The sequence below is a fragment of the Halomonas sp. Cn5-12 genome, assembly GCF_021532545.1.
Taxonomy (GTDB): Bacteria; Pseudomonadota; Gammaproteobacteria; order Pseudomonadales; family Halomonadaceae; genus Vreelandella; species Vreelandella aquamarina.
In genome coordinates this window covers 47,295-72,962 of the sequence record NZ_JAKGAY010000018.1, presented here as the reverse complement: position 1 = coordinate 72,962, position 25,668 = coordinate 47,295, and the positions used below count along the sequence as shown (strand labels likewise).

24 protein-coding genes are annotated in these 25,668 nt (G+C 59.2%); 18 read left to right on the top strand and 6 right to left on the bottom strand.

Annotated elements, in window-relative coordinates:
- Positions 1 to 504 precede the first annotated feature (504 nt).
- Positions 505 to 1,704: a tyrosine--tRNA ligase gene (gene tyrS / locus L1249_RS11320; RefSeq protein WP_089676110.1), complete on the bottom strand. Its 1,200-nt coding sequence runs from the start codon at positions 1,702 to 1,704 to the stop codon at positions 505 to 507.
- A 116-nt stretch (positions 1,705 to 1,820) separates the two neighbouring features.
- On the opposite strand from tyrS, the gene L1249_RS11315 reads away from it, so the two are divergent.
- On the top strand, positions 1,821 to 2,963 hold the full coding sequence (locus L1249_RS11315) for an anhydro-N-acetylmuramic acid kinase (protein WP_228168863.1): 1,143 nt from the start codon (positions 1,821 to 1,823) through the stop codon (positions 2,961 to 2,963).
- Positions 2,964 to 2,972: 9 nt separating this feature from the next.
- Here L1249_RS11315 and L1249_RS11310 read toward each other — a convergent pair whose 3' ends face one another.
- Together L1249_RS11310 and L1249_RS11305 are read right to left on the bottom strand one after the other, a co-directional pair.
- Entirely contained in the window at positions 2,973 to 4,136 is a 1,164-nt protein-coding gene (locus tag L1249_RS11310; protein ID WP_323133914.1) for a PilT/PilU family type 4a pilus ATPase, read from the bottom strand.
- Between the two features lie 24 nt (positions 4,137 to 4,160).
- Positions 4,161 to 5,204, bottom strand: coding sequence for a type IV pilus twitching motility protein PilT (locus L1249_RS11305; protein WP_228168854.1), 1,044 nt, complete (start codon positions 5,202 to 5,204; stop codon positions 4,161 to 4,163).
- A gap of 33 nt (positions 5,205 to 5,237) precedes the next feature.
- Between L1249_RS11305 and L1249_RS11300 the strand changes: the two genes are divergently transcribed.
- From L1249_RS11300 to L1249_RS11275, 6 genes are all read left to right on the top strand, one after another.
- Positions 5,238 to 5,936 (top strand): YggS family pyridoxal phosphate-dependent enzyme, encoded by a 699-nt coding sequence (locus tag L1249_RS11300; protein WP_074211080.1) that lies wholly within the window; start codon positions 5,238 to 5,240, stop codon positions 5,934 to 5,936.
- Positions 5,937 to 6,024: 88 nt separating this feature from the next.
- Positions 6,025 to 6,852 carry a pyrroline-5-carboxylate reductase gene (gene proC / locus L1249_RS11295; RefSeq protein ID WP_213262335.1) on the top strand — a complete coding sequence of 276 codons (828 nt, stop codon included), beginning with the start codon at positions 6,025 to 6,027 and terminating at the stop codon, positions 6,850 to 6,852.
- A gap of 99 nt (positions 6,853 to 6,951) precedes the next feature.
- The gene (locus L1249_RS11290) at positions 6,952 to 7,545 is read left to right on the top strand and encodes a YggT family protein (protein ID WP_228168855.1); all 594 of its coding nucleotides are present in this window, start codon (positions 6,952 to 6,954) and stop codon (positions 7,543 to 7,545) included.
- Between the two features lie 73 nt (positions 7,546 to 7,618).
- Positions 7,619 to 8,815 (top strand): homoserine O-succinyltransferase MetX, encoded by a 1,197-nt coding sequence (gene metX, locus L1249_RS11285; RefSeq protein ID WP_228168856.1) that lies wholly within the window; start codon positions 7,619 to 7,621, stop codon positions 8,813 to 8,815.
- A complete protein-coding gene (gene metW / locus L1249_RS11280; RefSeq protein ID WP_062372871.1) occupies positions 8,815 to 9,411 on the top strand; it encodes a methionine biosynthesis protein MetW in 597 nt (198 codons plus the stop codon). Before metX ends, metW begins: the two co-directional genes overlap by 1 nt.
- A gap of 36 nt (positions 9,412 to 9,447) precedes the next feature.
- On the top strand, positions 9,448 to 9,909 hold the full coding sequence (locus L1249_RS11275; protein ID WP_044629492.1) for a DUF4426 domain-containing protein: 462 nt from the start codon (positions 9,448 to 9,450) through the stop codon (positions 9,907 to 9,909).
- On the opposite strand, the gene sfsA is transcribed toward L1249_RS11275, so the two are convergent.
- On the bottom strand, positions 9,906 to 10,634 hold the full coding sequence (gene sfsA / locus L1249_RS11270) for a DNA/RNA nuclease SfsA (protein ID WP_228168857.1): 729 nt from the start codon (positions 10,632 to 10,634) through the stop codon (positions 9,906 to 9,908). The genes L1249_RS11275 and sfsA overlap by 4 nt on opposite strands.
- Entirely contained in the window at positions 10,631 to 11,791 is a 1,161-nt protein-coding gene (locus tag L1249_RS11265) for an aminotransferase class I/II-fold pyridoxal phosphate-dependent enzyme (protein ID WP_235253602.1), read from the bottom strand. The genes sfsA and L1249_RS11265 overlap by 4 nt, the downstream gene beginning before the upstream one ends.
- A 190-nt stretch (positions 11,792 to 11,981) precedes the next feature.
- Between L1249_RS11265 and dksA the strand changes: the two genes are divergently transcribed.
- From dksA to L1249_RS11210, 11 genes are all read left to right on the top strand, one after another.
- Positions 11,982 to 12,419: an RNA polymerase-binding protein DksA gene (gene dksA, locus L1249_RS11260; protein ID WP_044629489.1), complete on the top strand. Its 438-nt coding sequence runs from the start codon at positions 11,982 to 11,984 to the stop codon at positions 12,417 to 12,419.
- Positions 12,420 to 12,537: 118 nt separating this feature from the next.
- On the top strand, positions 12,538 to 13,437 hold the full coding sequence (gene gluQRS / locus L1249_RS11255; RefSeq protein ID WP_228168859.1) for a tRNA glutamyl-Q(34) synthetase GluQRS: 900 nt from the start codon (positions 12,538 to 12,540) through the stop codon (positions 13,435 to 13,437).
- A gap of 1 nt (position 13,438) precedes the next feature.
- On the top strand, positions 13,439 to 13,615 hold the full coding sequence (locus L1249_RS11250; protein WP_044629487.1) for a hypothetical protein: 177 nt from the start codon (positions 13,439 to 13,441) through the stop codon (positions 13,613 to 13,615).
- On the top strand, positions 13,605 to 16,550 hold the full coding sequence (locus L1249_RS11245) for an ATP-binding protein (protein ID WP_044629486.1): 2,946 nt from the start codon (positions 13,605 to 13,607) through the stop codon (positions 16,548 to 16,550). Before L1249_RS11250 ends, L1249_RS11245 begins: the two co-directional genes overlap by 11 nt.
- Complete coding sequence (locus L1249_RS11240) at positions 16,528 to 17,910, top strand: sigma-54-dependent transcriptional regulator (protein ID WP_137094229.1); 1,383 nt, start codon at positions 16,528 to 16,530, stop codon at positions 17,908 to 17,910. The genes L1249_RS11245 and L1249_RS11240 overlap by 23 nt, the downstream gene beginning before the upstream one ends.
- 895 nt (positions 17,911 to 18,805) lie before the next feature.
- Positions 18,806 to 20,194 carry a polynucleotide adenylyltransferase PcnB gene (gene pcnB, locus L1249_RS11235; RefSeq protein ID WP_054640977.1) on the top strand — a complete coding sequence of 463 codons (1,389 nt, stop codon included), beginning with the start codon at positions 18,806 to 18,808 and terminating at the stop codon, positions 20,192 to 20,194.
- Entirely contained in the window at positions 20,187 to 20,714 is a 528-nt protein-coding gene (gene folK, locus L1249_RS11230; RefSeq protein ID WP_062360566.1) for a 2-amino-4-hydroxy-6-hydroxymethyldihydropteridine diphosphokinase, read from the top strand. Before pcnB ends, folK begins: the two co-directional genes overlap by 8 nt.
- A gap of 154 nt (positions 20,715 to 20,868) precedes the next feature.
- The gene (gene panB / locus L1249_RS11225; RefSeq protein WP_062360564.1) at positions 20,869 to 21,660 is read left to right on the top strand and encodes a 3-methyl-2-oxobutanoate hydroxymethyltransferase; all 792 of its coding nucleotides are present in this window, start codon (positions 20,869 to 20,871) and stop codon (positions 21,658 to 21,660) included.
- 21 nt (positions 21,661 to 21,681) lie between these two features.
- Complete coding sequence (gene panC / locus L1249_RS11220; RefSeq protein ID WP_137094227.1) at positions 21,682 to 22,542, top strand: pantoate--beta-alanine ligase; 861 nt, start codon at positions 21,682 to 21,684, stop codon at positions 22,540 to 22,542.
- A 33-nt stretch (positions 22,543 to 22,575) separates the two neighbouring features.
- Positions 22,576 to 22,956, top strand: a complete 381-nt coding sequence (gene panD / locus L1249_RS11215) for an aspartate 1-decarboxylase (protein ID WP_009723730.1) — start codon at positions 22,576 to 22,578, stop codon at positions 22,954 to 22,956.
- A 212-nt stretch (positions 22,957 to 23,168) separates the two neighbouring features.
- Positions 23,169 to 24,347 (top strand): acetyl-CoA C-acetyltransferase, encoded by a 1,179-nt coding sequence (locus L1249_RS11210; protein ID WP_044629480.1) that lies wholly within the window; start codon positions 23,169 to 23,171, stop codon positions 24,345 to 24,347.
- Between the two features lie 75 nt (positions 24,348 to 24,422).
- Here L1249_RS11210 and L1249_RS11205 read toward each other — a convergent pair whose 3' ends face one another.
- Positions 24,423 to 25,592, bottom strand: a complete 1,170-nt coding sequence (locus tag L1249_RS11205; RefSeq protein WP_137094226.1) for an MFS transporter — start codon at positions 25,590 to 25,592, stop codon at positions 24,423 to 24,425.
- Positions 25,593 to 25,668: the final 76 nt, after the last annotated feature.

Here is a 25,668-nt window from a genome sequence, read left to right as displayed (position 1 = left end):
TTAGGCCTGCCGCCAGCGTTCAATCTGAGCCATGATCAAACTCTTCAGTTTAAGATCAATGCGATCCTTACTCGCTGCCCGAAGGCAACAAAAGCGGATCAAACTTGGCTCAAGGTTCAAACGAATTTGAAAGATGTGAACATCTCTCTTGTGCGCTTGCCTTGATAATTGGTGATTTATCACCCTCATCGGCAAGCGCCCACATGAATTACCTGATCAAATTGTTAAAGAACGGTTTCGCTGTGCTGGCTCGATGACCTGAACCGTGTTGCCTCAGCGAGGAAGGCGTATTCTACGCACTTCCTGGTGTTTGTCAACTGCTGTTTTCAGCGAGTAAAGCGAGCGATCTAAATGGCAACAAGATGGCTCTAACTTCCTGACAAACCAGAGGTTTTCCAACCTCTTTCACCGCTGGTAACGCTGGGCGTCCCCGGCAGCGGATGCGTACTTTACGGATTCGCGGCCGGGTTGGCAAGAGCTAATGTGAAAAAGTTTTCAGAAAGTTCACACCAGGGTCACGCGAGCGTAACGCTTCTTGCCCGCTTGAATCACATACACTTTACCAGTGGCGAGCATGGTGTCTTGAGCAACGACCTCACCATCCACTTTGACACTGCCATTTTTCAGCATGTCTTTGGCTTGTGCGCTGTTCTTGGTTAAGCCTGAGCGATTCAGAACAGTCGCAACCGGGGCCTGCTCGCTGCCTTCAAAATCGACGTCTACTTCTGGCAGGTCTTCCGGCAACTCACCATCGGCCAACTGGTTACCCGCCGACTTGTGCGCATTCGCGGCGGCTTCATCACCGTGGTAGCGGGCGATGAGTTCGCGGGCAAGCTCCATTTTCACATCGCGAGGATTCGCACCCTGCTCGACACTCTGCTTCAACGCCTCAATCTCTTCGTTCGATTTCAGCGAGAGCAGTTCGAAGTAACGCCACATTAAGCTGTCGGGCATGGAGACCAGCTTATTGAACATGGAGCCCGGTGCTTCATCCACGCCCACGTAGTTGCCAAGCGACTTGGACATTTTCTGCACGCCGTCCAAACCTTCTAGCAGGGGCATCGTGATGACCACCTGGGGCTCCTGGCCGAAGTGCTTTTGAATCTCGCGCCCCATGAGCAGGTTAAACTTCTGATCGGTGCCGCCCAGTTCGATATCGGCTTCTAGTGCGACGGAGTCATAGCCCTGCACTAGCGGGTAAAGAAACTCGTGAATCGCAATCGGCTGATTCGCTTTGTAGCGCTTCTCGAAGTCATCACGCTCCAGCATGCGAGCCACGGTGCTTTGTGCTGCCAGCTCAATCATTTTGGCAGCCGTTAACGCGCCAAACCATTCAGCGTTGAAGCGCACCTCGGTCTTTTCCGGATCGAGGATTTTGAACACCTGCTCTTTATAGGTTTCTGCATTCGCCTTGACGTCGGCTTCGGTCAGCGGCTTACGGGTGACGTTTTTACCGGTCGGGTCACCAATGCGGCCAGTGAAATCACCAATCAAAAAGATAACGGTGTGACCAAGATCTTGGAACTGGCGCATTTTGGTCAGCAGTACGCTGTGGCCCAGGTGCAAATCAGGTGCTGTAGGGTCGAACCCTGCTTTAATACGCAGCTTGCGACCGGACGCGAGCTTTTTACGCAGCTCGTCTTCTACCAGGATTTCATGCGTCCCCCGCGACAGCAGCGCTAACGCCTGATCCACCTCACTCATTGCCGATCTCCATGTACTATGTGCCGTTAAAGGCGTTTAAATAATCAATAGTGGGCGATGTTATCACGCTCCACCGCCTTGGTTGAGCCTTCACCCCGTTTTGGATGACTCGCATGATGAAAACCGCTTCCTCCACACCGACGGCCTACTATATCGGGCTCATGTCAGGCACCAGCTTGGACGGTATTGATGCCGCCCTGGTCTCTATCACTCCTGGCACGCCGCCTAAGCTATTAGCCACGGCTGCCGTTGCCATGCCCGATACGCTGCACGCGCAGCTACTGCACCTTTGCCACGCGCCAGCAGCGCACTTTGCCGAACTGGCCGCCGCCGAGGATGCCTTTTGCCGCCTCCAGGCCCAGGCCGTTACAGCACTATTAACGGAACAGGGGCTCGTCCCGGCTCAGATTACAGCGATTGGCAGCCACGGCCAGACGATTGAGCACGCGCCGCAAGGTCACCAGGGTGGTCCGGCGTATACGCTACAGCTAGACAACCCGAGCCTGCTGGCAGAATTGACGGGATGCACGGTGGTGGCCGACTTTCGCCGCCGGGACTTGGCCGCTGGCGGCCAAGCAGCGCCTCTAGCGCCCGCGTTCCACCAAGCGCTGTTTGGGCAGCGCCAAGGCGAACAGCTCGTGCTGAATCTGGGCGGCTTTGCCAATCTTACATGGCTTCCTCAAGAACAGGAGCGCGCCGTGGTGGGCTTCGATACCGGCCCGGCGAACGCGCTGCTTGATGCCTGGTTTGCCAAGCATCACACCGGGCGATTTGATGAGAACGGCACTTGGGCGGCCAGCGGGCAAATCGACCAAGCGCTGCTCGCCCGCCTGCTGCAAGAACCCTTTTTTCATCAGCCGCCGCCGCGCAGCACCGGGCGCGAGCTGTTTCACTTAGCGTGGTTGAGCGACCACCTCACTGGCGACGAAGCCCCCCGGGATGTTCAGGCAACGCTGGCCGAACTGACGGCGGTGAGTGTCGCGCAAGGGGTGACCCAACTGCCGCTAAGCCAGCCCAGCGCCACGCTACTGGTGGGCGGTGGCGGTGCTCACAATGCCTATTTGATGGAAAGGTTAGCCGCGCACCTGCCTAAGGTCACGCTGCTCTCCCCCGCCACGCTGGGCTGGCCAGAGGATTGGATTGAAGCAGGAGCCTTTGCCTGGCTCGCCCACCAACGCCTGCACGGGCTACCCGGCAACTTGCCTTCCGTCACCGGCGCCAGCGGCCCGCGGGTATTGGGCGGCATTTACGCCCCCTAGCGGCGACCGTCAATAATCGTCACCGTCGCGCAGAGCAAGATGAGACGGCACCTGCGCATCTAACGGCTTACCGCTGGCGACGGCGTCGCCCTGCTTGATCATCAGCCGCAGGTCGTTGGCGGAATCCGCATGGGCCAGCGCCACTTGCTGGCTGACTTGGCCCGCTTGATAAAGCGCATAAAGCGCCTGATCAAAGGTTTGCATCCCCGCGTCGCGGGAGCCTGCCATGGCCTGCTTCAATTCATCAATACGCCCTTTACGAATCAGATCCACCACCCGCGGCGATGAGAGCAGAATCTCGATCGCCGCGCAGCGGCCGCCCTGCTGAGTAGGTAGCAGCTGCTGCGCGACCACGGCACGCAGATTCAGCGACAGATCCATCAGAACCTGCTCGTGCCGCTCATGGGGAAAGAAGTGAAGGATACGCTCTAAGGCTTGGTTGGCGTTGTTGGCGTGCAATGTCGCCAAACAGAGATGCCCGGTTTCCGCGAAAGTGAGGGCGTGCTCCATGGTCTCGCGGGTACGCACTTCACCAATCAAGATCACATCCGGCGCTTGGCGTAGCGTATTTTTCAGCGCCACCTCGAAGGACTCCGTATCCACCCCCACTTCGCGCTGATTAACGATGCCTCGCTGATGCGGATGCAGGTACTCGATGGGGTCTTCAATGGTGATGATATGCCCACCGACTGAGGCGTTGCGCTCCTGAATCATCGCCGCCAGCGTAGTGGATTTCCCCGTTCCCGTGCCGCCTACCACTAGCACCAGCCCGCGTTTGGCATTGGCCAACGTCGCCAACTGGCTAGGCACGCCCAGCGCGCTAAGGGTCGGAATGGTCTGCGCAATGCGGCGCACCACCATGGCGGGCTCGTTGCGCTGTTGAAAGGCGCTTACCCGAAACCGCCCCGCACTCTCCAGGCTTAGGGCAAAGTTCGCCTCGTGCTCCTCTTGAAATCGCTCCCGCTGCTTCTCGGGAACCGCATTCAGCACCAGGCTGCGCACTTGGCTAGAGGAGAGCGGCTGACGCCCCAGCGGCACCAGCCCTTGGGGCGTTTTAAGGCTGGGCGGTGCGCCCACCGAAATCAGCAGGTCTGATGCCTGCTGGTCGACCATAATACCCAGCAGTTGGTGCAGCCACTGGGTCACGGTCATACCGCTGACTGGCTCACTCATCGCGTCTATTATCCTTGTGCCGCCTTACTCATCTTTTAACGTCAGCGTGCCTTTAGCCCTTGCTTGGGCTTCGTCCATACTCACCACGCCCTCTTTAACCAGCTTAGCGAGCGAGGCATTCAGGGTCTGCATTCCCAGTGCGCCGCCGGTCTGGATAGCGGAGTAGATCTGCGCCACTTTATCTTCGCGAATGAGGTTACGCACCGCAGACGTGGCAATCAGGATCTCGTGGGCCGCCACGCGTCCGCCACCCTGACGCTTCAACAGCGTTTGCGAGATGACCGCCTGGAGCGATTCAGACAGCATCGAGCGCACCATAGATTTCTCTTCGCCGGGGAATACATCAATAATCCGGTCGATGGTTTTCGCCGCCGAAGTCGTGTGCAGCGTACCAAATACTAGATGCCCCGTTTCAGCAGCGGTGAGCGCTAAACGGATCGTTTCGAGATCCCGCAACTCACCGACCAAAATCACGTCCGGGTCTTCGCGCAGCGCGCTTCGCAGCGCCCCAGAGAAGCTATGGGTATCGCGGTGAACCTCCCGCTGATTAATCAGGCAACGCTTGCTGGTGTGCACAAACTCCACCGGATCTTCGATGGTTAGAATATGCTCGAAGCGCTGTTCGTTGATGTAGTCGATCATCGCCGCCAAGGTCGTGCTTTTGCCCGACCCCGTGGGCCCGGTCACCAGCACCAATCCCCTGGGTAGCATCGAAAGGCGCTGGAACACCTCGCCCATGCCCAAGGTTTCCATGGAAAGCACCTTATTGGGAATGGTACGGAACACCGCCCCCGCCCCGCGTGCCTGGTTAAAGGCATTGACCCTAAAGCGCGCCACCCCCGGCACTTCAAACGAGAAGTCCGCTTCTAGGTGCTCTTCATAGTCGCGGCGCTGCCGATCGTTCATGATGTCGTAGATCAGCCGCCGAACGTCGCTGTTCTCCATGGCGGGCACATTAAGCCGACGAATATCGCCATCAACACGTATCATGGGAGGCAGACCCGCCGAAAGGTGCAAGTCGGATGCATTCTGCTTTGCCGAGAATGCCAGCAGTTCGGTAATATCCATCTCTCTTTCCCAGCTGCGGTAAGGTGCTTGAGTATGACAGACAACGCGCTCCCCGAGTCACTTGCATCTGCGCGTGAACGCCTGCGCCGGGCGCTTGAGGATGCCGGACGCTCGCCCACCAGCGCCACCCTGCTGGCGGTGAGCAAAACCAAGCCCGCCGAGATGCTGCGCGAGGCGTGGCAGCACGGCCAGCGCGAGTTTGGTGAAAACTACCTGCAAGAGGCGCTGGATAAACAAGCGGCGCTTGAGGATCTTGACGGCATTGTGTGGCACTTCATTGGCCCACTGCAATCGAACAAGACCCGCGCTGTGGCCGAGCAGTTTGCCTGGGTACACAGCGTGGATCGTTTGAAAATTGCCAAACGCCTAAGCGAACAGCGCCCGGCAGCGTTACCGCCGCTAAACGTATGCCTGCAGGTCAATATTAGCCGCGAGGCCACGAAATCCGGCGTGCTGCCCGAGGGTACCTTGGCACTGGCCCAAGAGATTGCCGCCCTGCCAGGCCTCGCCCTGCGCGGGCTGATGGCGATTCCCGCCCCGACGGAGACGCTAGAAGCACAACGCCAGCCGCTGGCAGCGCTGCGCCAGCTATTAGAAGAGCTCCAAGCGGCACTGCCTGAAGCACCGCTGGATACGCTCTCGATGGGTATGAGCGACGATTTAGAAGCGGCTGTCTTAGAAGGCGCCACGCTGGTACGTTTAGGCACCGCCATTTTTGGCGCTCGGGGCTAACTACGGTTCACACAGCACGCGGCTCACACAACTCACGGTTTACTTTACACGCTGCAAGACGCAGCCATTTGCGAAAAAGGATACCCCCATGGCGAGCAAGATCACCTTCATTGGCGCAGGCAATATGGCCGGTGCCATTATCGGCGGCCTGATCGAAAGCGGTGTCTCACCTAGCGACATCACCGCCACGGCCCCCAACGAAAGCGAACTGGCTCCGCTGAAGGCGCGCCTGGGTATTCATACCCACACCGACAACAGTGCAGCGGTTAACGGTGCAGATGTGGTCGTGCTGGCGGTCAAACCGCAGATCATGCGCGGCGTTTGTGAAGCCCTGCGTGAAAGCGTTCAGCAGCAGGCGCCGCTGGTAATTTCCATTGCTGCAGGCCTGGATGCCAACACCATCGACCAGTGGCTGGGCGGCGGCAACGCCCTGGTGCGTTGCATGCCCAACACCCCGTCACTGGTCGGCATCGGTGCCAGCGGCCTGTACGCCAACGCGGCGGTCAGCGCTGCCCAGCGCACCCTCGCCACGCAGCTAATGGAAGCCGTGGGTATTGTCGAGTGGGTCGAGGAAGAGCGTTTACTAGATGCGGTGACCGCGGTTTCCGGCAGCGCCCCGGCTTACTTCTTCTTAATGTTTGAAGCCATGGAAGAGGCCGCCGTGAAGCTCGGCCTGCCTGCTGAAACCGCCCGCCGCTTGGCCATTCAAACCGCCTTGGGGGCCTCCACTATGGCCCAGCGCAGCGACAAAGACCCGGCCACCCTGAAGCAGAACGTGATGTCACCGGGCGGCACCACCGAGCGCGCTATTGCGCATATGGAAGATGCGCACCTGCGCACGATCATTGCCGACGCCATGCAGGCCTGCGCCGCGCGCGCCGATGCCATGTCCAAAGAGCTAAGCGGTAACGATTGAGTCTTACGTAGACAACCGACCGTGAATCACGCCATAAGAACGAGATGAACTGCAGGCACGCTGCTCATCTCAAGAACGACATTTTTAGGAGAAGCCGCAATGGGAAGTCAATTAGGCAGCGCCGGGTTAATGCTGGTGAACTCGCTGATCAATATTTATCTGTTTCTGTTAATGCTGCGCTTTTTGCTGCAGGCATCCCGGGCGGATTACTACAACCCGCTCAGCCAGTCGGTGGTGAAAATCACCCAGCCTGTTGTTGGTCTGTTTCAAGGCTTCCTCGGCCCCGTGGGTGGGCGCTTTGACCTCGCCACGCTGGCGGCCGGTTTCGTGCTCAAAGTGGTCAGTATGATTGCCATTTTCATGGTGATCGGCGTGGGTATGCCGCCCATTGCAGGACTGGTGATTGCTGGGGTGGCCGCGCTGGCCAACGCCATCTTGAAGATCTACTTCTTTGCCATGATCGTGATGATCATTCTGAGCTGGGTCGCGCCGAATGCCAGCCACCCCGGCGCGCTGCTGGTGATGCAGTTGGTCGAGCCGATCATGGCTCCGGTGAGAAAGGTGATTCCGCCGCTAGGCATGATTGATCTTTCGCCGATCGTGGTCTTTATCGCCATTAACCTAGTAGACGGCTTAGTGGTTGGCTCGCTGATCCGCGCGGCGGGCATCTCGGGCGCACTCGTAGGCCTATAAAGGCCCTATCGACTCGACTATCGCCCCGAGCTTACTTTTTGCAGGACTTATTTTTGCAGGACTAGCGCTTTCGATGCCTGATTCAGACACTCTTGCTTATGACGACCGGCCAGCGGACTCCGTTGGCCTTGTGACCCCTCACGTGGTTAAGTTTGATTCGCCGCTGCCGCTTGCCTGCGGCAAGACGCTGCCGGAGTACGAACTAATCTATGAGACCTACGGCACGCTGAACGCCGAGCGCTCAAACGCGGTGCTGATTTGCCACGCACTGTCGGGGCATCATCACGCTGCGGGCTACCACACGGCCGAGGATCGCAAACCTGGCTGGTGGGATGCCCATATCGGCCCCGGCAAATCCATCGACACCAATCGCTTTTTCGTGGTGTCGCTGAACAACCTAGGCGGCTGCCACGGCAGTACTGGCCCGGCGAGCCATAACCCGGACACCGGCCGCCAGTGGGGTCCTGACTTCCCCGTGGTCACGGTGAGCGATTGGGTCACCAGCCAAGCGCGCCTCGCCGATCATCTGGGCATTGAGCGCTGGGCAGCGGCAGTGGGCGGCAGTTTGGGCGGCATGCAGGTGCTGCAGTGGACGATCACCTACCCCGAACGGGTTGCCAATGCCGTCGTCATTGCGGCCACGCCGCGCCTCTCGGCGCAGAACATCGCCTTCAACGAGGTCGCCCGCCAAGCCATCCGCTCAGACCCGGAGTTCTTCGACGGCTGGTACGCCGAGCACGACACCGCACCCAAACGGGGGCTGAAGCTGGCCCGCATGGTCGGGCATATCACCTACCTCTCCGAAGATGCCATGGGCAGCAAGTTTGGCCGCGACCTGCGCAGCGACGACTTGAACTTTGGCTTCGACGTCGAGTTTCAGGTGGAGTCCTACCTGCGCTATCAGGGCGATACCTTCTCGACCGCCTTTGATGCCAATACCTACCTGCTAATGACCAAAGCGCTGGACTACTTCGACCCGGCGGCCAGCTGCGACGGCGATCTTGCCTGCGCCTTGGCACCGGCGCAGTGTCCCTTTTTGATCGTCAGCTTTACCACAGACTGGCGCTTCCCGCCGTCGCGCTCCCGGGAGTTGGTGGATGCACTAACGCGCGCGGGCAAATCGGTGAGCTATGCCAACATTGAATCGCCCCACGGGCACGATGCCTTCTTATTACCGGAACCGCGTTACCAAGCGCTGTTCAGCGCCTTTATGGGCCGCGTCGCACGAGAGCAGCACATCGACGCCGCAGGCGCGGAGGAGACACGCTAATGCGCACGGATCTTGAACTGATTTACGACTGGGTTCCCCAAGGTGCACACATCCTTGACCTCGCCTGCGGCGACGGCGTTTTGCTGGAGCGGCTGGCCCAAGAGAAAGGCGTGACCGGCTACGGGTTGGAGATCGACCCAGACGGTATCACCCAGTGTGTGGCGCGCGGCGTCAACGTCATCGAGCACAACCTGGACGATGGCCTGGGCAGCTTCTGCGATAACAGCTATGACCAAGTCATCATGACCCAGGCGCTGCAGGCGCTGCGCCGCCCGGATAAGATGCTTGATGAAATGCTTCGAGTAGCCGAGGAGGGCATCATCACCTTCCCTAACTTCGCCTACTGGCGTCACCGCATTCACCTGGGGTTACGCGGCTATATGCCGGTATCGAAATCGCTGCCCCACGCGTGGTACGACACCCCCAATATCCACCTCTCGACGTTTAACGACTTCGAGCATCTGTGCAAAGAGAAAGGCTTGGTGATTGTTGACCGCGCCGTGGGCGTTGGCGACCACAAGGGGCACTGGACCTCGAAGTGGTGGCCGAACCTGTTTGGTGAAATCGCCATTTTCCGAGTGCGCCGACGCGCCTAATACCGCACTTACCTCACCCATGAGAGGAGACACGCTATGGCTATCGCGACACTGCGACGCTTTTCACTGCTAACGCTGCTAATGGGGACGCTGCTCAGCGCCACCCAGGCAGCGGCCGAGCAGATGGTGCGAGTGGGCGAGTACGAAATCCACTACAACGCCATTGAAACGCGCTTTCTAACGCCAGAAGTGGCGCAGGCGAACAGTATCCAGCGCAGCATCGGGCACGGCTTAGTGAATGTCAGCGTGCGCGAGCGTCAGCCAGATGGCACCACGCGACCGGTCAACGCTAGCGTTGAAGGCTACGTTAGCGACCTCACCGACACCCGCGAACCGCTCAGCTTTCGCACCGTGCACGATGGCGATGCCACCTACCATCTGGCCACGTTCACGCTGCGCCAAGACGAGCCGATGCGCTTCAATCTCGACGTGCGCTACGACCGCAATGAAAACCCCGAGCCGGTGAGCTTTATCCAGCGCTTTTATATCGAACGCTAACCCCGTACCGGTAGCGCCCGCGCCAAGCGGGCCGCTACCGGTACACTCTGCTGCCACTCCACCATCACGCCATACGCCACTACTTCCACACCCGCGTTCACCGCATCACTCAGCGCCGCCGCATAGGTAGGGTCGATATGCGTCGCCGGTGCCACGTCCGCAATCCCCTCATGCGCCACACAGAACAGCAGCACCGCCCGCTTACCCTGCTCGGCTAACGCCGCCAAGGTGTGCAAATGCTTAGTGCCGCGCACGCTCACGGAGTCGGGAAAGTAGCCATGCCCGTCCGCCTCTTTCAAAGTGACCTGTTTGACCTCCACATAGGCAACCCCCTTCTCAGGGTCATCCAAGCGAAAATCGAGCCGCGCTTCGCCGACCTTTACCTCGCGCTTTAACGTTCGATAGCCCGACAGCGGCGGTATATCTCCGGCCTCAATGGCACTTTCGACCCATCGATTAGCACGGCCTGTGTGCACCGATGCCAGCGCCGTTCCACCATCTGGCTCGGGCAGCTCTATCCACTCCCAGGTCCAGGCCAGCTTGCGTTTGGGGTTATGACTGGGCGAGAGCCATACACGGCAGCCGGGTACGTTCACCGCCTTCATCGAGCCAGTATTCGGACAGTGGGCCACCACTTCCTCACCGCTGTCCAGGCGGACATCGGCCAGAAAGCGCTTATAGCGGCGCAGCAGCATGCCGGGCACCAGCCCTGGATAGGTCATCATAAGCGGCTCACAAAACGCGCGATGCGCACCACCGCCTCCTGCAGCCGTGCCACGTCGTTGGTGAACGCGATGCGCACATGGTGCTCGCCGCCCCGTACGGCAAAGTCGATACCCGGAGTGATGGCGACGTTCTCCTCCACCAACAGGCGCTCACAGAAGGCTTGGCTGTCGCGACTGTAGCGGGAGATATCCAGCCAGAGATAGAACGCCCCCTGGGGCGGTAGATCCGGCGCAAGCCCTAGCTCGACCAAGCCATCCAGCAGCACTTGGCGACGCTGTTTGAGGGTGGCGCGACGGGTTTCCAGAATATCCCGACACTCGGGAGTAAACGCTGCCAGCGCCGCATGCTGGGAAGGCGTCGGAGCAGCCAGAAACACGTTTTGCGCCAGCCGGGTGAGCGGCTCGACAGCCTGTTCTGGCGCCACCAGCCAGCCCAAGCGCCAGCCGGTCATGCCGAAGTACTTGGAGAAGCTGTTCACCACAAAGGCATCCTCCGACAGCGAGGTGGCTGAGAGTGGTGCGTCGTCGTAATTCAGCCCCTGGTAAATCTCATCGACGATGACATCGCCGCCCTTGGCCGCCACCGTGTCGATCACCTTCGTGAGCGCCTCGGCATCCAGCGTATGCCCGGTGGGGTTGGAGGGGCTGGCCAACATCGCTAACCGCGTCTTGGCCTGCCAGTGCCGCTCAATCAGCGGCGCGGTAAGCTGCCAACCGCTGTCACGCCCAACGGGCACGGTATCAATTTCCGCGCCCGCCAGGGCCATAAAGTGGCGGTTACAGGGGTAATTAGGGTCGGCCATTAATACCCGGTCGCCGCATTCGACCAACAGTTGGCTAGCCAGCAGCAGCGCGCCAGAAGCGCCGGGCGTGACCAGAATACGTGCAGGGTCCACCTTGGCATTAAAGTGTTCGGCATAGTGCCCAGCGATGGCTTCACGTAACGACGCCAAACCGGCAGCGGGGGTGTAGCGCGTTTTTCCCTCGGCAAGCGCCTGCTGACCCGCCGCCACAATGGGTGCGGGAGTGGCAAAATCGGGCTCTCCCACTTCCAGATGAATCACGTCATGCCCAGCCGCCTCACGTGCCTGAGCCATTTCTAGTAAGTGCATCACGCGAAAAGGCGCAACGTGATCAACACGCGAATTCCAGGCCATCATGGCTCCTTCAACTAATAAATAGTAGATTAATCATGACCCTGGCCGCACACGATGTGGGACCATGGTCCAAAATGCACTATTATGCTTGCATCACGTGCAATTTTCAGCTAAACAAGCATCCCTTTGGCGTGAGATCGTGACACACGCTCATGGTCGATCAGCAGTCACATACGTAAGGGGCACTCCCATGCCAGTAGCGGAAAAGAAACCGGAAGCGTCCAAGTCCTTCATCCCGTATGAGCCGGCACCGGGTGAAGAGTATATGAACGAGAAGCAGCTCGCGCACTTCCGCCAGCTGCTTCTGGACTGGAAACAGGACCTCATGGAAGAGGTGGATCGTACCGTACGCCACCTGCAGGAAGATGCTAACAACTACGCCGACCCCGCCGACCGCGCGACGCAAGAAGAGGGCTTTAGCCTTGAACTGCGTACCCGGGATCGCGAGCGTAAGTTGCTGAAGAAGATCAACGAAACCATCGAGAAGATCGACGAAGACGATTACGGCTTCTGCGAAGCCTGCGGCGTGGAAATTGGCATCCGCCGTTTGGAAGCACGCCCCACCGCCACGCTTTGCGTTGACTGCAAAACCCTGGCCGAGCTGAAAGAGAAGCAACTGGGCGGTTAAGTACCAAACGCCTCGTCATCCTAAGATGATAGCCAACGGGCACCCTTGAGGTGCCCGTTTTTGTTTGTCATCTTGTGCTCTTCTCATCGCTACGCAGTTTCCCAAACGACGGGTTGCCATGACCGCCACCGCTCACTATCGAGGGCGCTTTGCCCCCACCCCTTCCGGGCCGCTGCACTTTGGCTCGCTGGTTGCCGCTTTAGGCAGCTATTTGGATGCCCGCGCCGCTAGCGGCCAGTGGCTGGTACGCATCGAAGATATCGACCCGCCACGCTGCCCAGAAGGCGCGGACAGCACTATTTTGCGCCAGCTAGAGGCCTTTGGACTAACGTGGGATGGGGAGGTGATATGGCAAAGCCATCGTCATGATGCCTACCAGCACGCGCTGGATCAGCTCGTTGAACAGGGGCTGGCGTATCCATGCAGTTGCTCGCGTAAGCAGTGGCAGGCCTTTGACATCTACCCCGGCTGGTGCCGAAACGGCGTGTGCGATGCCACCAAGCCGGTCGCATGGCGCTTGCGCAGCGACCTCGCCAAACGCCCCGTAGGTTGGAATGATCGGCTGTTCGGCGAGCAGCACTTCGACCCCGCCGAACTGGGCGACGTCGTGTTAAAGCGCAAAGATCAATTATGGGCCTACCAGCTCGCGGTGGTGGTGGATGACGCCCACCAGGGCATTACCAATATCGTGCGCGGGTACGACCTGCTGGATAACACGCCTTGGCAGCAGCAGTTACAGGCAGCGCTCAGCCTACCAACACCTCGTTACCTGCACCTACCATTAGTGGTAACTACGGATGGCCAAAAACTCTCCAAGCAGAACCTAGCGCCCGCCCTAGCCGAAGAGAGCACCGGGATACGCCGCCAGCTCTTTCAGGCGCTGCAGCTACTCGACCAAGCGCCACCGCCAGCGCTTGTCGATGAATCGCCGGAAGCGCAACTACGCTGGGCAATAGAGAACTGGACGGTGTCACGCCTGGCACCGCTTGCCCATCGCCCCACTCCACCGGAGCAGTAAGATGTACATCTACCGCATCATGCTATTTCTTGTGTTTGGCGGCTACCTGCTATCACCGCTGTTTATGGATGGCTGGGGCGACCCGAGCGTGGCCTGGTACCGCCCTTTTGCGATTTGGGGCGTCCTGATTGCCCTGACGCTATGGCTTGAGCAGAAGAGGAAGTTAGATGAACGCTGAGCTGATAGGCGTTGTATTACTGGGGCTTAGCTACCTGGGACTGCTGTTTGGCTGCGGCATGGCCGTCGAGCGGGGCTGGGTGCCAGTGCGTATTACTCGCCACCCGATGGTGTATACCCTAGCGCTCGGCGTATACGCCAGCGCCTGGGCAATTTATGGCAGCATCGAATTAGCCGCGAATGCCGGGTTTGGCTACCTCGCTTACTACCTAGGGCCAGCGGGAGCTTTCTTACTCGCCCCTGTGCTGCTGGTACCGATTCAGCGCATTACCCGCACTTACCAGCTCTCTTCGTTGGCGGATCTGTTCGCCTTTCGCTACCGCTCCCGCTGGGCGGGAACGCTTGTCACGCTGCTTAGTCTGATTGCCGTACTACCGCTGCTGGGCATTCAAGTACACACCTTGAGCGACGCCGTGCAACTGCTAACCGGCAGCCGCTACAGCTCAGCGGTAGCGCTGCTGTTTTGCGCGGTCATTGCAGGTTGCGCCGTGCTGTTTGGCGCCCGCCACAGCCATCGGCACCGCCACGATACACTGCTGAGCGTCATCGCCTTCGAATCGGTGATCAAACTGCTGGCCATGCTCGGGCTCGGTGCCATTGCCTTATGGTGGGTGTTTGACGGCCCTCAAGATTTACAGCGCTGGCTGGAAGGCCCGGGCGCGGCACTCCAGAGCGCCACCCCACAGCTCGAAGCCCCCCAGTGGCGCACGCTTCTGCTGCTGTTTTTCGCGGCGGCCTTTATGATGCCGCACCTATTTCAGATCACCTTTGCCGAAAGCCTCTCTCGCCATACCTTGCTGCAGGCGAGCTGGACCTTGCCGCTCTTTTTGCTACTGATGGCGCTACCGGTGCCGCTGATCTTATGGGCGGCGCAGTCGGCCAACGAGAGCGTGCCGCTCGCCGCTTACGCGGCGTATCTGATGACCGAGTACTGGTGGGTCGGCACGCTGGCGTTCATTGGCGGTTTGGCGGCCGCCAGCGGCACCATGATGATGATTGCGCTCGCGCTCTCCGGCATGGTGTTGAACCACATCGTGCTGGTCGCCCGCCCGCCGGAGGCGCGTAGCGACCTCTATGGCTGGCTGCTGTGGCTGCGCCGGGCGCTAGTCGGGGCCGTCATTTTCGGTGGCTGGCTGTTTGCCGAAAGCGTCGGGCGCTATCACTCCCTGACGAACCTAGGGTTAGCCGCGTTCGTGGGCATGGCGCAGTGTTTGCCGGGCCTTCTAGCGCTGCTCTATTGGCCGGGTGCGAACCGCAAAGGCATGATTGCTGGCCTTATCGGTGGTATTGGCGTCTGGCTATGGGGGCTGTGGCTGCCGTTGCTATTCGACATCACCATGCCCGCGCTCCCGTTCACTCTGCTGATGCCCGCCGATGCCCCCGCGTGGTACAACGCCACGCTGATTTCGCTAGCGGTGAATATCGTCCTGCTGATTGTGGTGTCGCTGTTTACGCGTATCTCAGAGGGCGAGCGCTCGGCGGCAGAAGCCTGCTCGGTGGATGCGGTCATCCGCTCGAAACGCCTACCGCTGGAAGCCGCTACGGCGGGGGATTTCCCCGCTCACCTGGCCCAGGCACTTGGTGATGAAGCCGCCAGTCGCGAGGTGGACCGCGCCTTAAAAGCGCTCAACCTGACCCCGCAAGAGCGCCGTCCCTATGCGCTGCGCCGTTTACGCGACCGCATTCAAGCCAACTTATCAGGGCTCATGGGGCCGTCGGTGGCGCGGGATATCGTGGATAGATACCTGCCCTATCGCCACGACGATGCTCCCGTCACCGATGATATTCACTTTGTAGAGAGCCGCTTAGAAGCCTACCGCTCGCGCCTCACCGGGCTTGCCAGAGAACTCGACGGGCTGCGCCGCCACCACCGTCAAACCCTAGCCTATCTGCCGGTGGGGCTGTGCGTTTTGGGCGACGACGATGAGCTTCTGATGTGGAACCAAGCGCTCTCCCAGCTCTCCGGTATCAGTGGCGATAGCGTGATCGGCTCCCGACGCGACAGCCTGCCGCCGCCCTGGCCCACGCTGCTAGGCAGCGTGCTGAACGCCAGCCAAACGCCGCTGTATAAACAAGCGGTCACACTGCACGGCAAAGACTACTTTTTGACGCTGCACAAAGCGGTGCTCAGCGGCCACGATAGTCGTGGCGGCAGCGTCATTCTGGTAGAGGATCACACCGAGATGAAATGGCTGGAAGAGGAGCTAGTGCACGCCGCGCGGCTCGCCTCCATTGGCCAGCTCGCCGCTGGTGTAGCCCACGAGATTGGCAACCCGATTACCGGCATCTCATCGCTGGCGCAAAACCTGCGCTACGACACCGAAGACCCGGCGCTGCTGGAAACCGCCGACCAAATTCAGCAGCTCACTCAGCGGGTGACTAAAATCGTCAACTCCCTGGTGGGATTTGCCCATGGCGGACGGCCCGCACTACCGCTCCCCGCCGCGCCAGCATCGCTGAAAACGGTCAGCGAAGATGCGCTTCACTTGATCCATTTAGCCCGCTCGGGCGAGGATGTCACCTTTACCAACGCCTGCCCAAGTGACATTGTGGTGCGCGGTGATGCACAGCGCCTGACCCAAGTCATGGTAAATTTACTGAGCAACGCCAAGGACGCCTGCCAGCCACAGGGTACGGTACGTATTGAGGCAGGCACCCAGGCCAGCCACGCTTGGTGGCGCGTCGTCGATGACGGCCATGGGATTGATCCCAGCGTTAAACACCGTCTGTTCGAACCGTTCACCACCACCAAACCGGCGGGTGAAGGCACCGGACTTGGGTTATCGTTGGCGTATCAAATTATCAATGAGCACCAAGGCAAAATAGAGGTCGCTTCACCACCTCCCGGAAAGCCTCGCGGCACGGCCATTACGCTATGGCTACCGCTTTACCAACAGGATGATCACTTGCCCCATGCCCAGGATACTGATTGTTGAAGATGAAGCGATTATTCGCAGCGCGCTAAAGCGCTTACTGGAACGTCATCACTACAGCGTCAGCGAAGCGGCCAGCGCCGAAGAGGCCCGCACGCAGCCGCTCAGCGACTTTGACCTCATCATCAGCGACCTGCGCCTGCCGGGGGAGCCGGGCACGACGCTCATTGAGCTAGCGGCCCCCGCCCCGGTATTGATCATGACCAGCTACGCCAGCATGCGTTCGGCGGTGGATGCGCTCAAGCAGGGCGCCGTTGATTATGTCGCCAAGCCCTTCGACCACACCGAGCTACTGGAAACCGTCGAGCGTATTCTGCACAAGCAGTCGATGCAGCAGGGCACGCCGCCTGATGTCACCGACGAGGGCGGCGGCCGTCAAACCATGATTGGTGACTGTACCGCCATGCAGGAGGTGTACACGCGCATCCGCAAAACCGCGCCTGCGGACGTCACCGTGCTCATCCAAGGCGAATCAGGCACTGGCAAGGAGCTGGTCGCCCGCGCCATCCATCAGCAGAGCAAGCGCGCCAAAGCGCCGCTGATTTGCGTGAACTGCGCGGCGATCCCCGAAACGCTGATCGAGTCCGAGCTGTTTGGTCACGAGAAAGGAGCGTTTACCGGTGCCAGCGCGGCGCGCACCGGCTTGGTCGAAGCCGCCGACGGCGGCACGCTTTTTCTCGATGAAATTGGCGAGCTGCCCCTGGACGCCCAGGCGCGATTGCTGCGGGTACTGCAAGAGGGCGAAATCCGCAAAATTGGCTCCGTGGAAACCCGCCATGTGGACGTTCGCTTGATTGCCGCCACTCACCGTGACCTGCGCGCGCTTTCCAAAAGCGGCGAGTTCCGGCTTGATTTGTACTACCGGCTGAACGTGATGCAGATTGCCCTGCCACCGCTACGCGAGCGCGAAGATGACGTACTTAAAATCGCCGACATCCTGCTGGAAAAGGCCTGCAAGCGCCACGAGCGCCCCGGGCTGCGGCTCTCTAGAGCGGCTCGTCAGGACCTACGCGACTACCCCTGGCCCGGTAACGTGCGCGAGCTTGAAAATGCTCTGGAGCGCGGAGTTATTCTCGCCGAAGGGCATTTGATTCATCCCGATGATTTGGGACTTGGCCCGGCGACTAACCGACCTCACCCACCTGCCGTTAGCCCTGGGGCTTCCACAAATGACGACGCCACGACGGCTGACGAAGACGACCTTTCCCTCGAAGATTACTTCCAGCATTTTGTGCTGGAACACCAGGACCAAATGAGCGAAACCGAGCTGGCCCAGAAACTAGGTATTAGCCGTAAAAACTTATGGGAACGTCGCCAGCGACTGGGCATTCCGCGGAAAAAAACTGCCCGCCGCCAGAATTAGCGTACCGATTGGCTGTTTTTGCAGGGGCTACCCCCTGATCATAAGACTAACGTCCAATAGATTGATTTTCATAAGAAATACTCAAAATATCGTTACCCAGACACTGTTACCTTCCCACACAACGAAGCGAAAAATAGGGTCAAAAACGGGTAACACTTTCCCTTCCAATTAGTTCCCTGGCCCACCCAAAAATCGCCAAACCATTGAAATACATAACGTATCAAATGAGTGGCACGGCGAGTGCAATATTACTGGGTAAGAAGAACAAACTGGGCAGCGCGGTTAGTCGCTAACAAAAACAACATGACACCGCCCCGACCTGAGCCAAAACAAAAACAACAAGGCCAGGTAGAGATAACGGCACGAACAAGAACAACAGGCTTGAGTCTCATGACTTGCACGCGCAGCACAGGGTTACCTAGCGGAGCCAAGCAAACGCGCAGCAAACAATAACAATACACAGCAAGTGCCCAAATAAGGACGCGACGTACACAAGGTCTGCACCCAAACAACAACAATAGCAGCATAGGTGTACACCCCCGGAGCCAATAACAACTCGCCGGGAGAGAAAAGTTCGCGGTTGGATTATTGTTTTGAATACGAGGCGGTCGGAATCAGAGTGATTCTTTACGCCTGCCGACTGCGGTGCGTATTCAGGGCGATGTGCCATCATGAATAAAAACAGCAGCATGGACGCTGATTGTCTGCTTTATAGGGGAGGCTCACGTAGCCTCCCCTTTCCGCGTTTATAGGGCTCGTCATTGTGGTCTTTAGCAAACCTCTCATAGGCGCTTTGCAAGCCAGAAGGGGTCGGATACACTCAATCCCTTACCGTCCTCCATACGGTCACGTTTTTCGAAACTGTTTTCGATACACTGCGAGTCGATATCGCCGCATGTTTAAAGGATTTACCCGTTTATTACATAGCCCGGGAGAGCACTTGAAATCCCTGCTCGATTCCCCAGAGAGCGCCTCTGATGCGCTCAGCCCTCGTATTATTCCGCGCTCCGAGCATCCCGTCTCTCGTCAGCAAATCAGTGAAGCCGCGCTCAAGGTGCTGTACCGCCTCAATGGGGCTGGTTTCGATGCCTATCTTGTCGGTGGCTGCATTCGCGACGCGCTGCTGGGCAAAATGCCGAAAGACTTCGATGTTGCCACCAACGCAACGCCCGAGCAGGTGCGCGACCTATTTCGCAACTCACGCCTGATTGGCCGCCGCTTCCGCATCGTTCACGTGCGCTTTGGCCGCGAAGTCATCGAGGTGACCACCTTCCGTGGTAAACCCCAGGACGAGCACGGCGACCATATCGCTCACCAGTCGGACGATGGCCTGCTGCTGCGGGACAACGTGTGGGGCAATATCGAAGAGGACGCGCTGCGCCGTGACTTCACCGTCAATGCGCTCTACTACAATATTGCTGATTTCACGATCCACGACTTTGCCAACGGCGTGCGGGATATTGAGTCGCGCACGCTGCGGCTGATCGGCGACCCCGCCACCCGCTACCGTGAAGACCCGGTACGGATGCTGCGCGCGGTTCGCTTTGCAGCCAAGCTCGGCTTCACGATCGAGCCCGCCACCGAAGCGCCGATGTACGACTTGGCGCCACTGCTGCTGCAAATTCCGCCTGCGCGCCTGTTTGATGAAGTGCTCAAGCTGTTTATGGCGGGCCACGGATTAATCACTTTCCGCCTGCTCAGCCATTACAATCTGTTTGGCATGCTCTTCCCGGAATCAGAAGAAGCCATGGCCGATGCCGCTTGGGCAGAAGAGCTCATTGAGCAGGCACTCGCCAATACCGATAAGCGTATCGCCGAAGACCGGCCCGTCACGCCCGCGTTTTTGCTGGCAGCATTTCTGTGGGCGCCGGTCGTTCACCGCCAGGCCGAGCTCGAGCGCGAGGGCATGCCTGCCGTGCCCGCCCTGCAAACCGCAGCTCAGCAGGTCGTATCGCGCCAGCTTCAGCACACCTCCATTCCCAAGCGTTTTGGGATTCCCATGCGCGAAATTTGGGAGCTGCAAGCACGCTTGCCGATGCGCCGGGGCAAACGGGCTTTCCAAACCCGCGAGCATCCGCGCTTCCGTGCTGCTTATGACCTCCTGTTGCTACGTGAGCAGGCGGGTGAAATTCCCCGTGGGCTGGGCGACTGGTGGACGGCATTTCAGAAAGGCGATGAGCACGAACAGCTCCGCCTACTGCAAAAAGTCGGCAGCGATCCTGCCAGCCAAGGTGACCGCCGGCGCAAAAAACGCCGCAAGCCGCGGAAGGCGAACAGTGAATAACGCCATTCGTAGTTACATCGGCCTTGGTAGCAATTTGGAGAACCCCAAAGGTCAGGTGCAGCAGGCGCTTCAAGAGCTAGCTGCCCTGCCCTTGTCTCGGCTGGTGGCTAGCTCGTCACTCTACGCCACCCCCCCTGTAGGCCCTCAAGACCAGCCTGACTTTATCAACGCGGTCGCCTGCCTCGAGACGCATCTTTCGCCTTTGGCACTGTTGGATCAACTGCAGGCGCTGGAGCAGCGCCATCGCCGGCGGCGGCTGCGCCACTGGGGGCCGCGCACGCTGGATTTAGACCTGCTGCTCTACGGCGAACTCACGCTTCATCAGCCACGCTTGACCGTTCCCCATGGGCAGATGCACGCCCGCGCTTTCGTGTTAGTCCCACTGGTGGAAGTGGCCACAGCGCTTCAGCACCCCATCACCCTACATCAGCAGCCGCTTAATCACTGGCTAACAGCTGTAAATATGAGCGATATTCGGCACTTAAATGATACCGGCGTCACCGCGACTGCTACCATCTGACACAAATCTCGACACCACGCCCCCAATCAGGTAACAATTGCCGGTTACGCCACATCGCGCAGGCAGGGACGCTGCGATAATAATGGCCGAGCAAAGCAGGCGTGTCACACCCCCCTGCCGCATCGGCCCCATAAAGATTGAATGAGAGCACGCCATGAAAACCGTCACCCTGAGCACTCTGCAGGCGTATAAGCGCGCCGGTGAAACGTTCAGTTGCCTGACTGCTTACGATGCCTCCTTTGCCCATGCCGCTAGCGCGGCAGGTATTGATGTCCTACTGGTAGGCGACTCCCTGGGCATGGTTCTGCAAGGCCATAGCAGCACCCTCCCTGTGACCATCGACGACATCTGCTACCACACCCGCTGTGCAGCACGTGGCAAAGGCCACAGCCTGCTAATGGTCGACCTGCCGTTTATGAGCAACGCCACCACCGAACGCCTGCTGGAAGATGGCGCGGCACTCATGCGCGCAGGTGCGGAGCTGGTGAAGGTAGAGGGCGAGGCGTGGATGGCCGACGGCATACGCGAACTGACGCGCCGTGGCGTACCGGTGTGCGCCCACTTAGGCTTAACGCCGCAAACCGTTTACCAGTTGGGCGGTTATAAAGTGCAGGGCCGCGAGGCCGAGCAGGCAGAAAAAATCATTAATGATGCCAAAGTGCTGGTCGAGGCGGGAGCGTCGGTCATCCTATTAGAGTGCGTGCCCGCTAGCCTTGGCAAAGCGGTTACCGACGCCCTCGATGTCCCAGTCATCGGTATTGGCGCAGGCCCGGATACCGACGGCCAGATTCTGGTAATGCACGACGTGCTGGGCGTTACCCATGGCCGCACACCGCGTTTTGTGAAGAACTTTATGGCGGACGCACACTCTATTCAAGGTGCGTTTGAGCAGTACCATGAAGCGGTCAAAACCCGCACGTTTCCCGCTCTGGAACACTGTTTTTAAGTGAGTGACAGCGAATCCCCTATGCGCACTTTGCGAGATATTAACGAGCTACGCGCCACTCTGCGCGACTATCGCCTAAAGGGCCAGCGCATTGCGCTGGTGCCTACCATGGGCAACCTGCACGCTGGGCATTTGGCACTCATTGCGACCGCCCGCCAGCATGCAGATGTGGTCGTCTCCAGTCTGTTTGTTAACCCAATGCAGTTTGGCCCTGGCGAAGATTTAGACGCCTACCCGCGCACGTTTGAAGCTGACCAGCGCCAGCTCACCGAAGCAGGCTGTGATCTGCTGTTTGCCCCGACAGTGAGCGCCCTTTACCCCAACGGCTTGGATGCGCAAACCCGTGTTCACGTGCCCGAGGTCGGCGAAGGGCTTTGCGGTGGCTCACGCCCTGGGCATTTTGACGGTGTCTCCACCGTAGTGAGCATGCTGTTTAACCTAGTGCAGCCAGACGTCGCCTGCTTTGGTGAAAAGGATTACCAGCAGCTCGCGGTGATCCGCAAGCTGGTGGCTGATCTGCACATGCCCATCGAGATTATTGGCGTGCCGATTGTGCGCGCCGACGATGGCTTGGCGCTCTCCTCACGTAATGGCTACCTCAGCGAGCAGGAGCGCGCCATAGCGCCCACGCTCTACCGTACGCTGTGCGAGCTACGTGATGCGCTGGCCCAAGGCGAATCCGCCGAACAGGTACTACAACGGGGTAAAACCGCGCTGTATGATGCCGGTTTTACGCCGGACTATCTTGAGCTGCGGGATGCCACCCTAAAACCTGTGGCGGCCTCCACGCGCCATGCCGTGCTCTTAGCCGCCGCCAAGCTCGGCCCAGCCCGGCTTATCGACAATCTCAGCGTGCAGCTTCCTAGCGCTGCCACTGACTAGCCCGTCAGGCTAGCTCTTTACCCAGGAGTTTCTATGCATACCATTATGCTCAAAGCCAAGCTGCACATGGCCCGCGTTACCCACGCCGTTCTCAATTACGAAGGCTCGTGCGCCATCGACGGCGAACTGCTGGATATGGCCGGTATCCGCGAAAATGAACAGATTCAGATTTATAACGTGGAGAACGGCGAGCGCTTCACCACTTATGCCATTCGTGGCGAAGAGGGGTCACGTTTGATCTCGATCAACGGCGCAGCGGCGCACCTAGCCTCGCCAGGGCACCGCATCATTATTTGCAGCTACGCCCACTACTCAGAAGCCGAACTTGAAAACCATCAGCCTGCGCTGGTGTACCTCCAAGAAGGCAACCACGTTAGCCATACCAGCAACGCCATTCCGGTCCAATTGGCATAAGCTAATCACCTGAGAATGCGTTGTTATTTAACGGGCCGTTGATCGGCCTGTTTTTATTTGCCAAAAAAGCGTATTGCCGCAATGCACAACCTTCCCCTATGCTGATAGCCAAGCCTGTCAATACACGCTAATAACGATGTTAATAACAACGGATAGGCAGCGACGTCTATCTGCCATAGGAACGATGCAACACTTACTCAAGGAGTCATCGTATGCAAGACGTGGTCATTGTGGCGGCACGCCGCACCGCCGTAGGTAGCTTTGGTGGATCACTCGCTGGTATTCCTGCCAGCGACCTGGGCGCACTAGTGATTAAAGATATTATGGCTTCCACTGGGGTGGCTCCTGCGCAAATCGATGAAGTGCTACTGGGCCAAGTGCTCACCGCAGGCGTTGGCCAAAACCCGGCGCGCCAAGCAGCCATCAAGGCAGGCCTGCCAGACACCGTACCGGCCATGACGATCAACAAAGTGTGTGGCTCTGGCCTCAAAGCGCTGCACCTGGCGACTCAAGCCATCCGCTGCGGCGATGCCGAGATCGTGCTGGCCGGTGGTCAGGAGAACATGTCCGCCTCTCCCCATATTCTGCCGAACTCGCGCAACGGCCAGCGCATGGGCGACTGGAAGGCTATCGACTCCATGGTGCACGATGGCTTGTGGGATGCGTTCAATAACTACCACATGGGCATCACGGCCGAGAACCTGGCAGAGAAGTACGGTATCACGCGAGAAGCCATGGACGAATTTGCCGCCGCTTCCCAGCAAAAAGCTGCTGCCGCCATCAAAGAGGGCAAATTCAAAAGCCAGATTGTCCCGGTCGAGGTGCCGCAGCGTAAAGGCGACCCGGTGGTCTTCGATACCGACGAAAACCCTCGTGAAGTCACGGCAGACAAGCTGGCCGGGATGCGTCCTGCGTTCAAGAAAGACGGCACCGTGACGGCGGGTAACGCCTCGTCGCTGAACGACGGCGCGGCCGTGGTTATGCTCTGCTCGGCGGAAAAAGCCAAAGAGCTTGGCCTGGAGCCCCTAGCCCGCATTGCCGCCTACTCCAACGCAGGCGTCGACCCGGCCATTATGGGTATTGGCCCAGCCCCGGCAACACGCCGCTGCTTGGAAAAAGCAGGCTGGAGCTTGGATGACCTGGACCTCGTTGAAGCCAACGAAGCCTTCGCTGCTCAAGCGCTGTCGGTCAATAAAGAGCTGGGCTGGGACACGTCGAAGGTGAACGTCAACGGCGGCGCCATCGCGCTAGGTCACCCTATTGGTGCGTCGGGCTGCCGCGTGCTGGTGACACTGCTCCACGAAATGATCGCCCGCGATGCCAAAAAAGGCTTGGCGACGCTATGTATTGGCGGTGGCCAAGGGGTTGCACTGGCGATTGAGCGTCCGTAACACCTCTTAAGCGGAACGTAGAGAGAGTGCCCCCGCCACGCGGGGGCATTTTTTTTCACTGGTCTTGCCAAGCCATTAGCGACGCTTCTCCCCCACAATGCGCGAGGGTGTGCGCCATACCAATAGCATCCCCAACAGAAACAGCCCTGATGCCGCCCACATGGCCATGGGCAGGCTGGTGGTATCAACCACTTGGCCACCTACCATAGCTCCCAGGCCAATCGACATATTAAAGACAAATGCCATCAGCGCCGTGGCGGCTTCCGTGTTAGGCGCGGTGCGCAGTATCCAAGTTTGAATGCTCACCGACACACTGCCAAAGACTGCGCCCCACACCATCAGCAGCATAACGCCGCTAGTGGGCTGAACACCTAATAGTGGGAATAGCGCCACGACTACCAGCAGTAGGCTGGGAATCGCCAGCACCGCACGGTAGGGATGTCGCCCAGCAAAGACACCCGCCGCGATATTGCCCAAAATCCCCGCCGCCCCGTAGAGCAACAGCAAGCTTCCGACGTGACGCTGGGCAATACCGCTAATCTCCTGAAGGATCGGGCTGATAAAGGTATAAGCGGCAAAGTGGCCAACCACCACAAAGCCCGTGGTCAGCACCGCTACCCGCACGCCACGATTCTTTAGCTGTTGCGCAAGCATCCGTAACCTTACTGGCTCGCGGGGCGGCAGTGGCGGTAGCCAGCGCCAAAGCGCCAACGCCGTGAGCAAACTCAAGCCCCCCAAGGCACCAAAGGCCACGCGCCAGTTACTGATATCACCCAGCAGCGTGCCCAACGGTACGCCGAGCACCGAGGCCGCCGCCACGCCGCCAAAAATGATGGTCATGGCCCGCGACACCTGATCGCTAGGCACCAGACGTGGCGCAATACTGCCCGCAATGGCCCAAAAACCGCCGATACTGATCCCCACCAACACTCGCGCCGCCAACAGTAGGGCAAAGTTGCTGGCCATGGCGGAGAGCACGCTGCCCAGCACCATCACTGCCATCATCAGCGTCAGCATGATACGGCGATCGAGACGCCCTACCGCCACCGGTAGCAGCGGCGCTGAAAACGCCGCCACGACGCCGGGCACCGTCACCATCAACCCTGCCATACCTGGGGTCACGCCCATCGATTCTGCCACCTGAGAGAGCAAACCGATGGGTAGTTGCTCTGCGGTCACCAACAAAAAAATGCCGATCATCACGGCCACCACCGCCCACCAACGCGGCGATTCCTGCTGCTCCATGCTATGTCCTCACATTCCTGACCTATCAAAACGACACCGCCCCCACAGCCAAGGGCTGCGGGGGCGGTAAATCCTA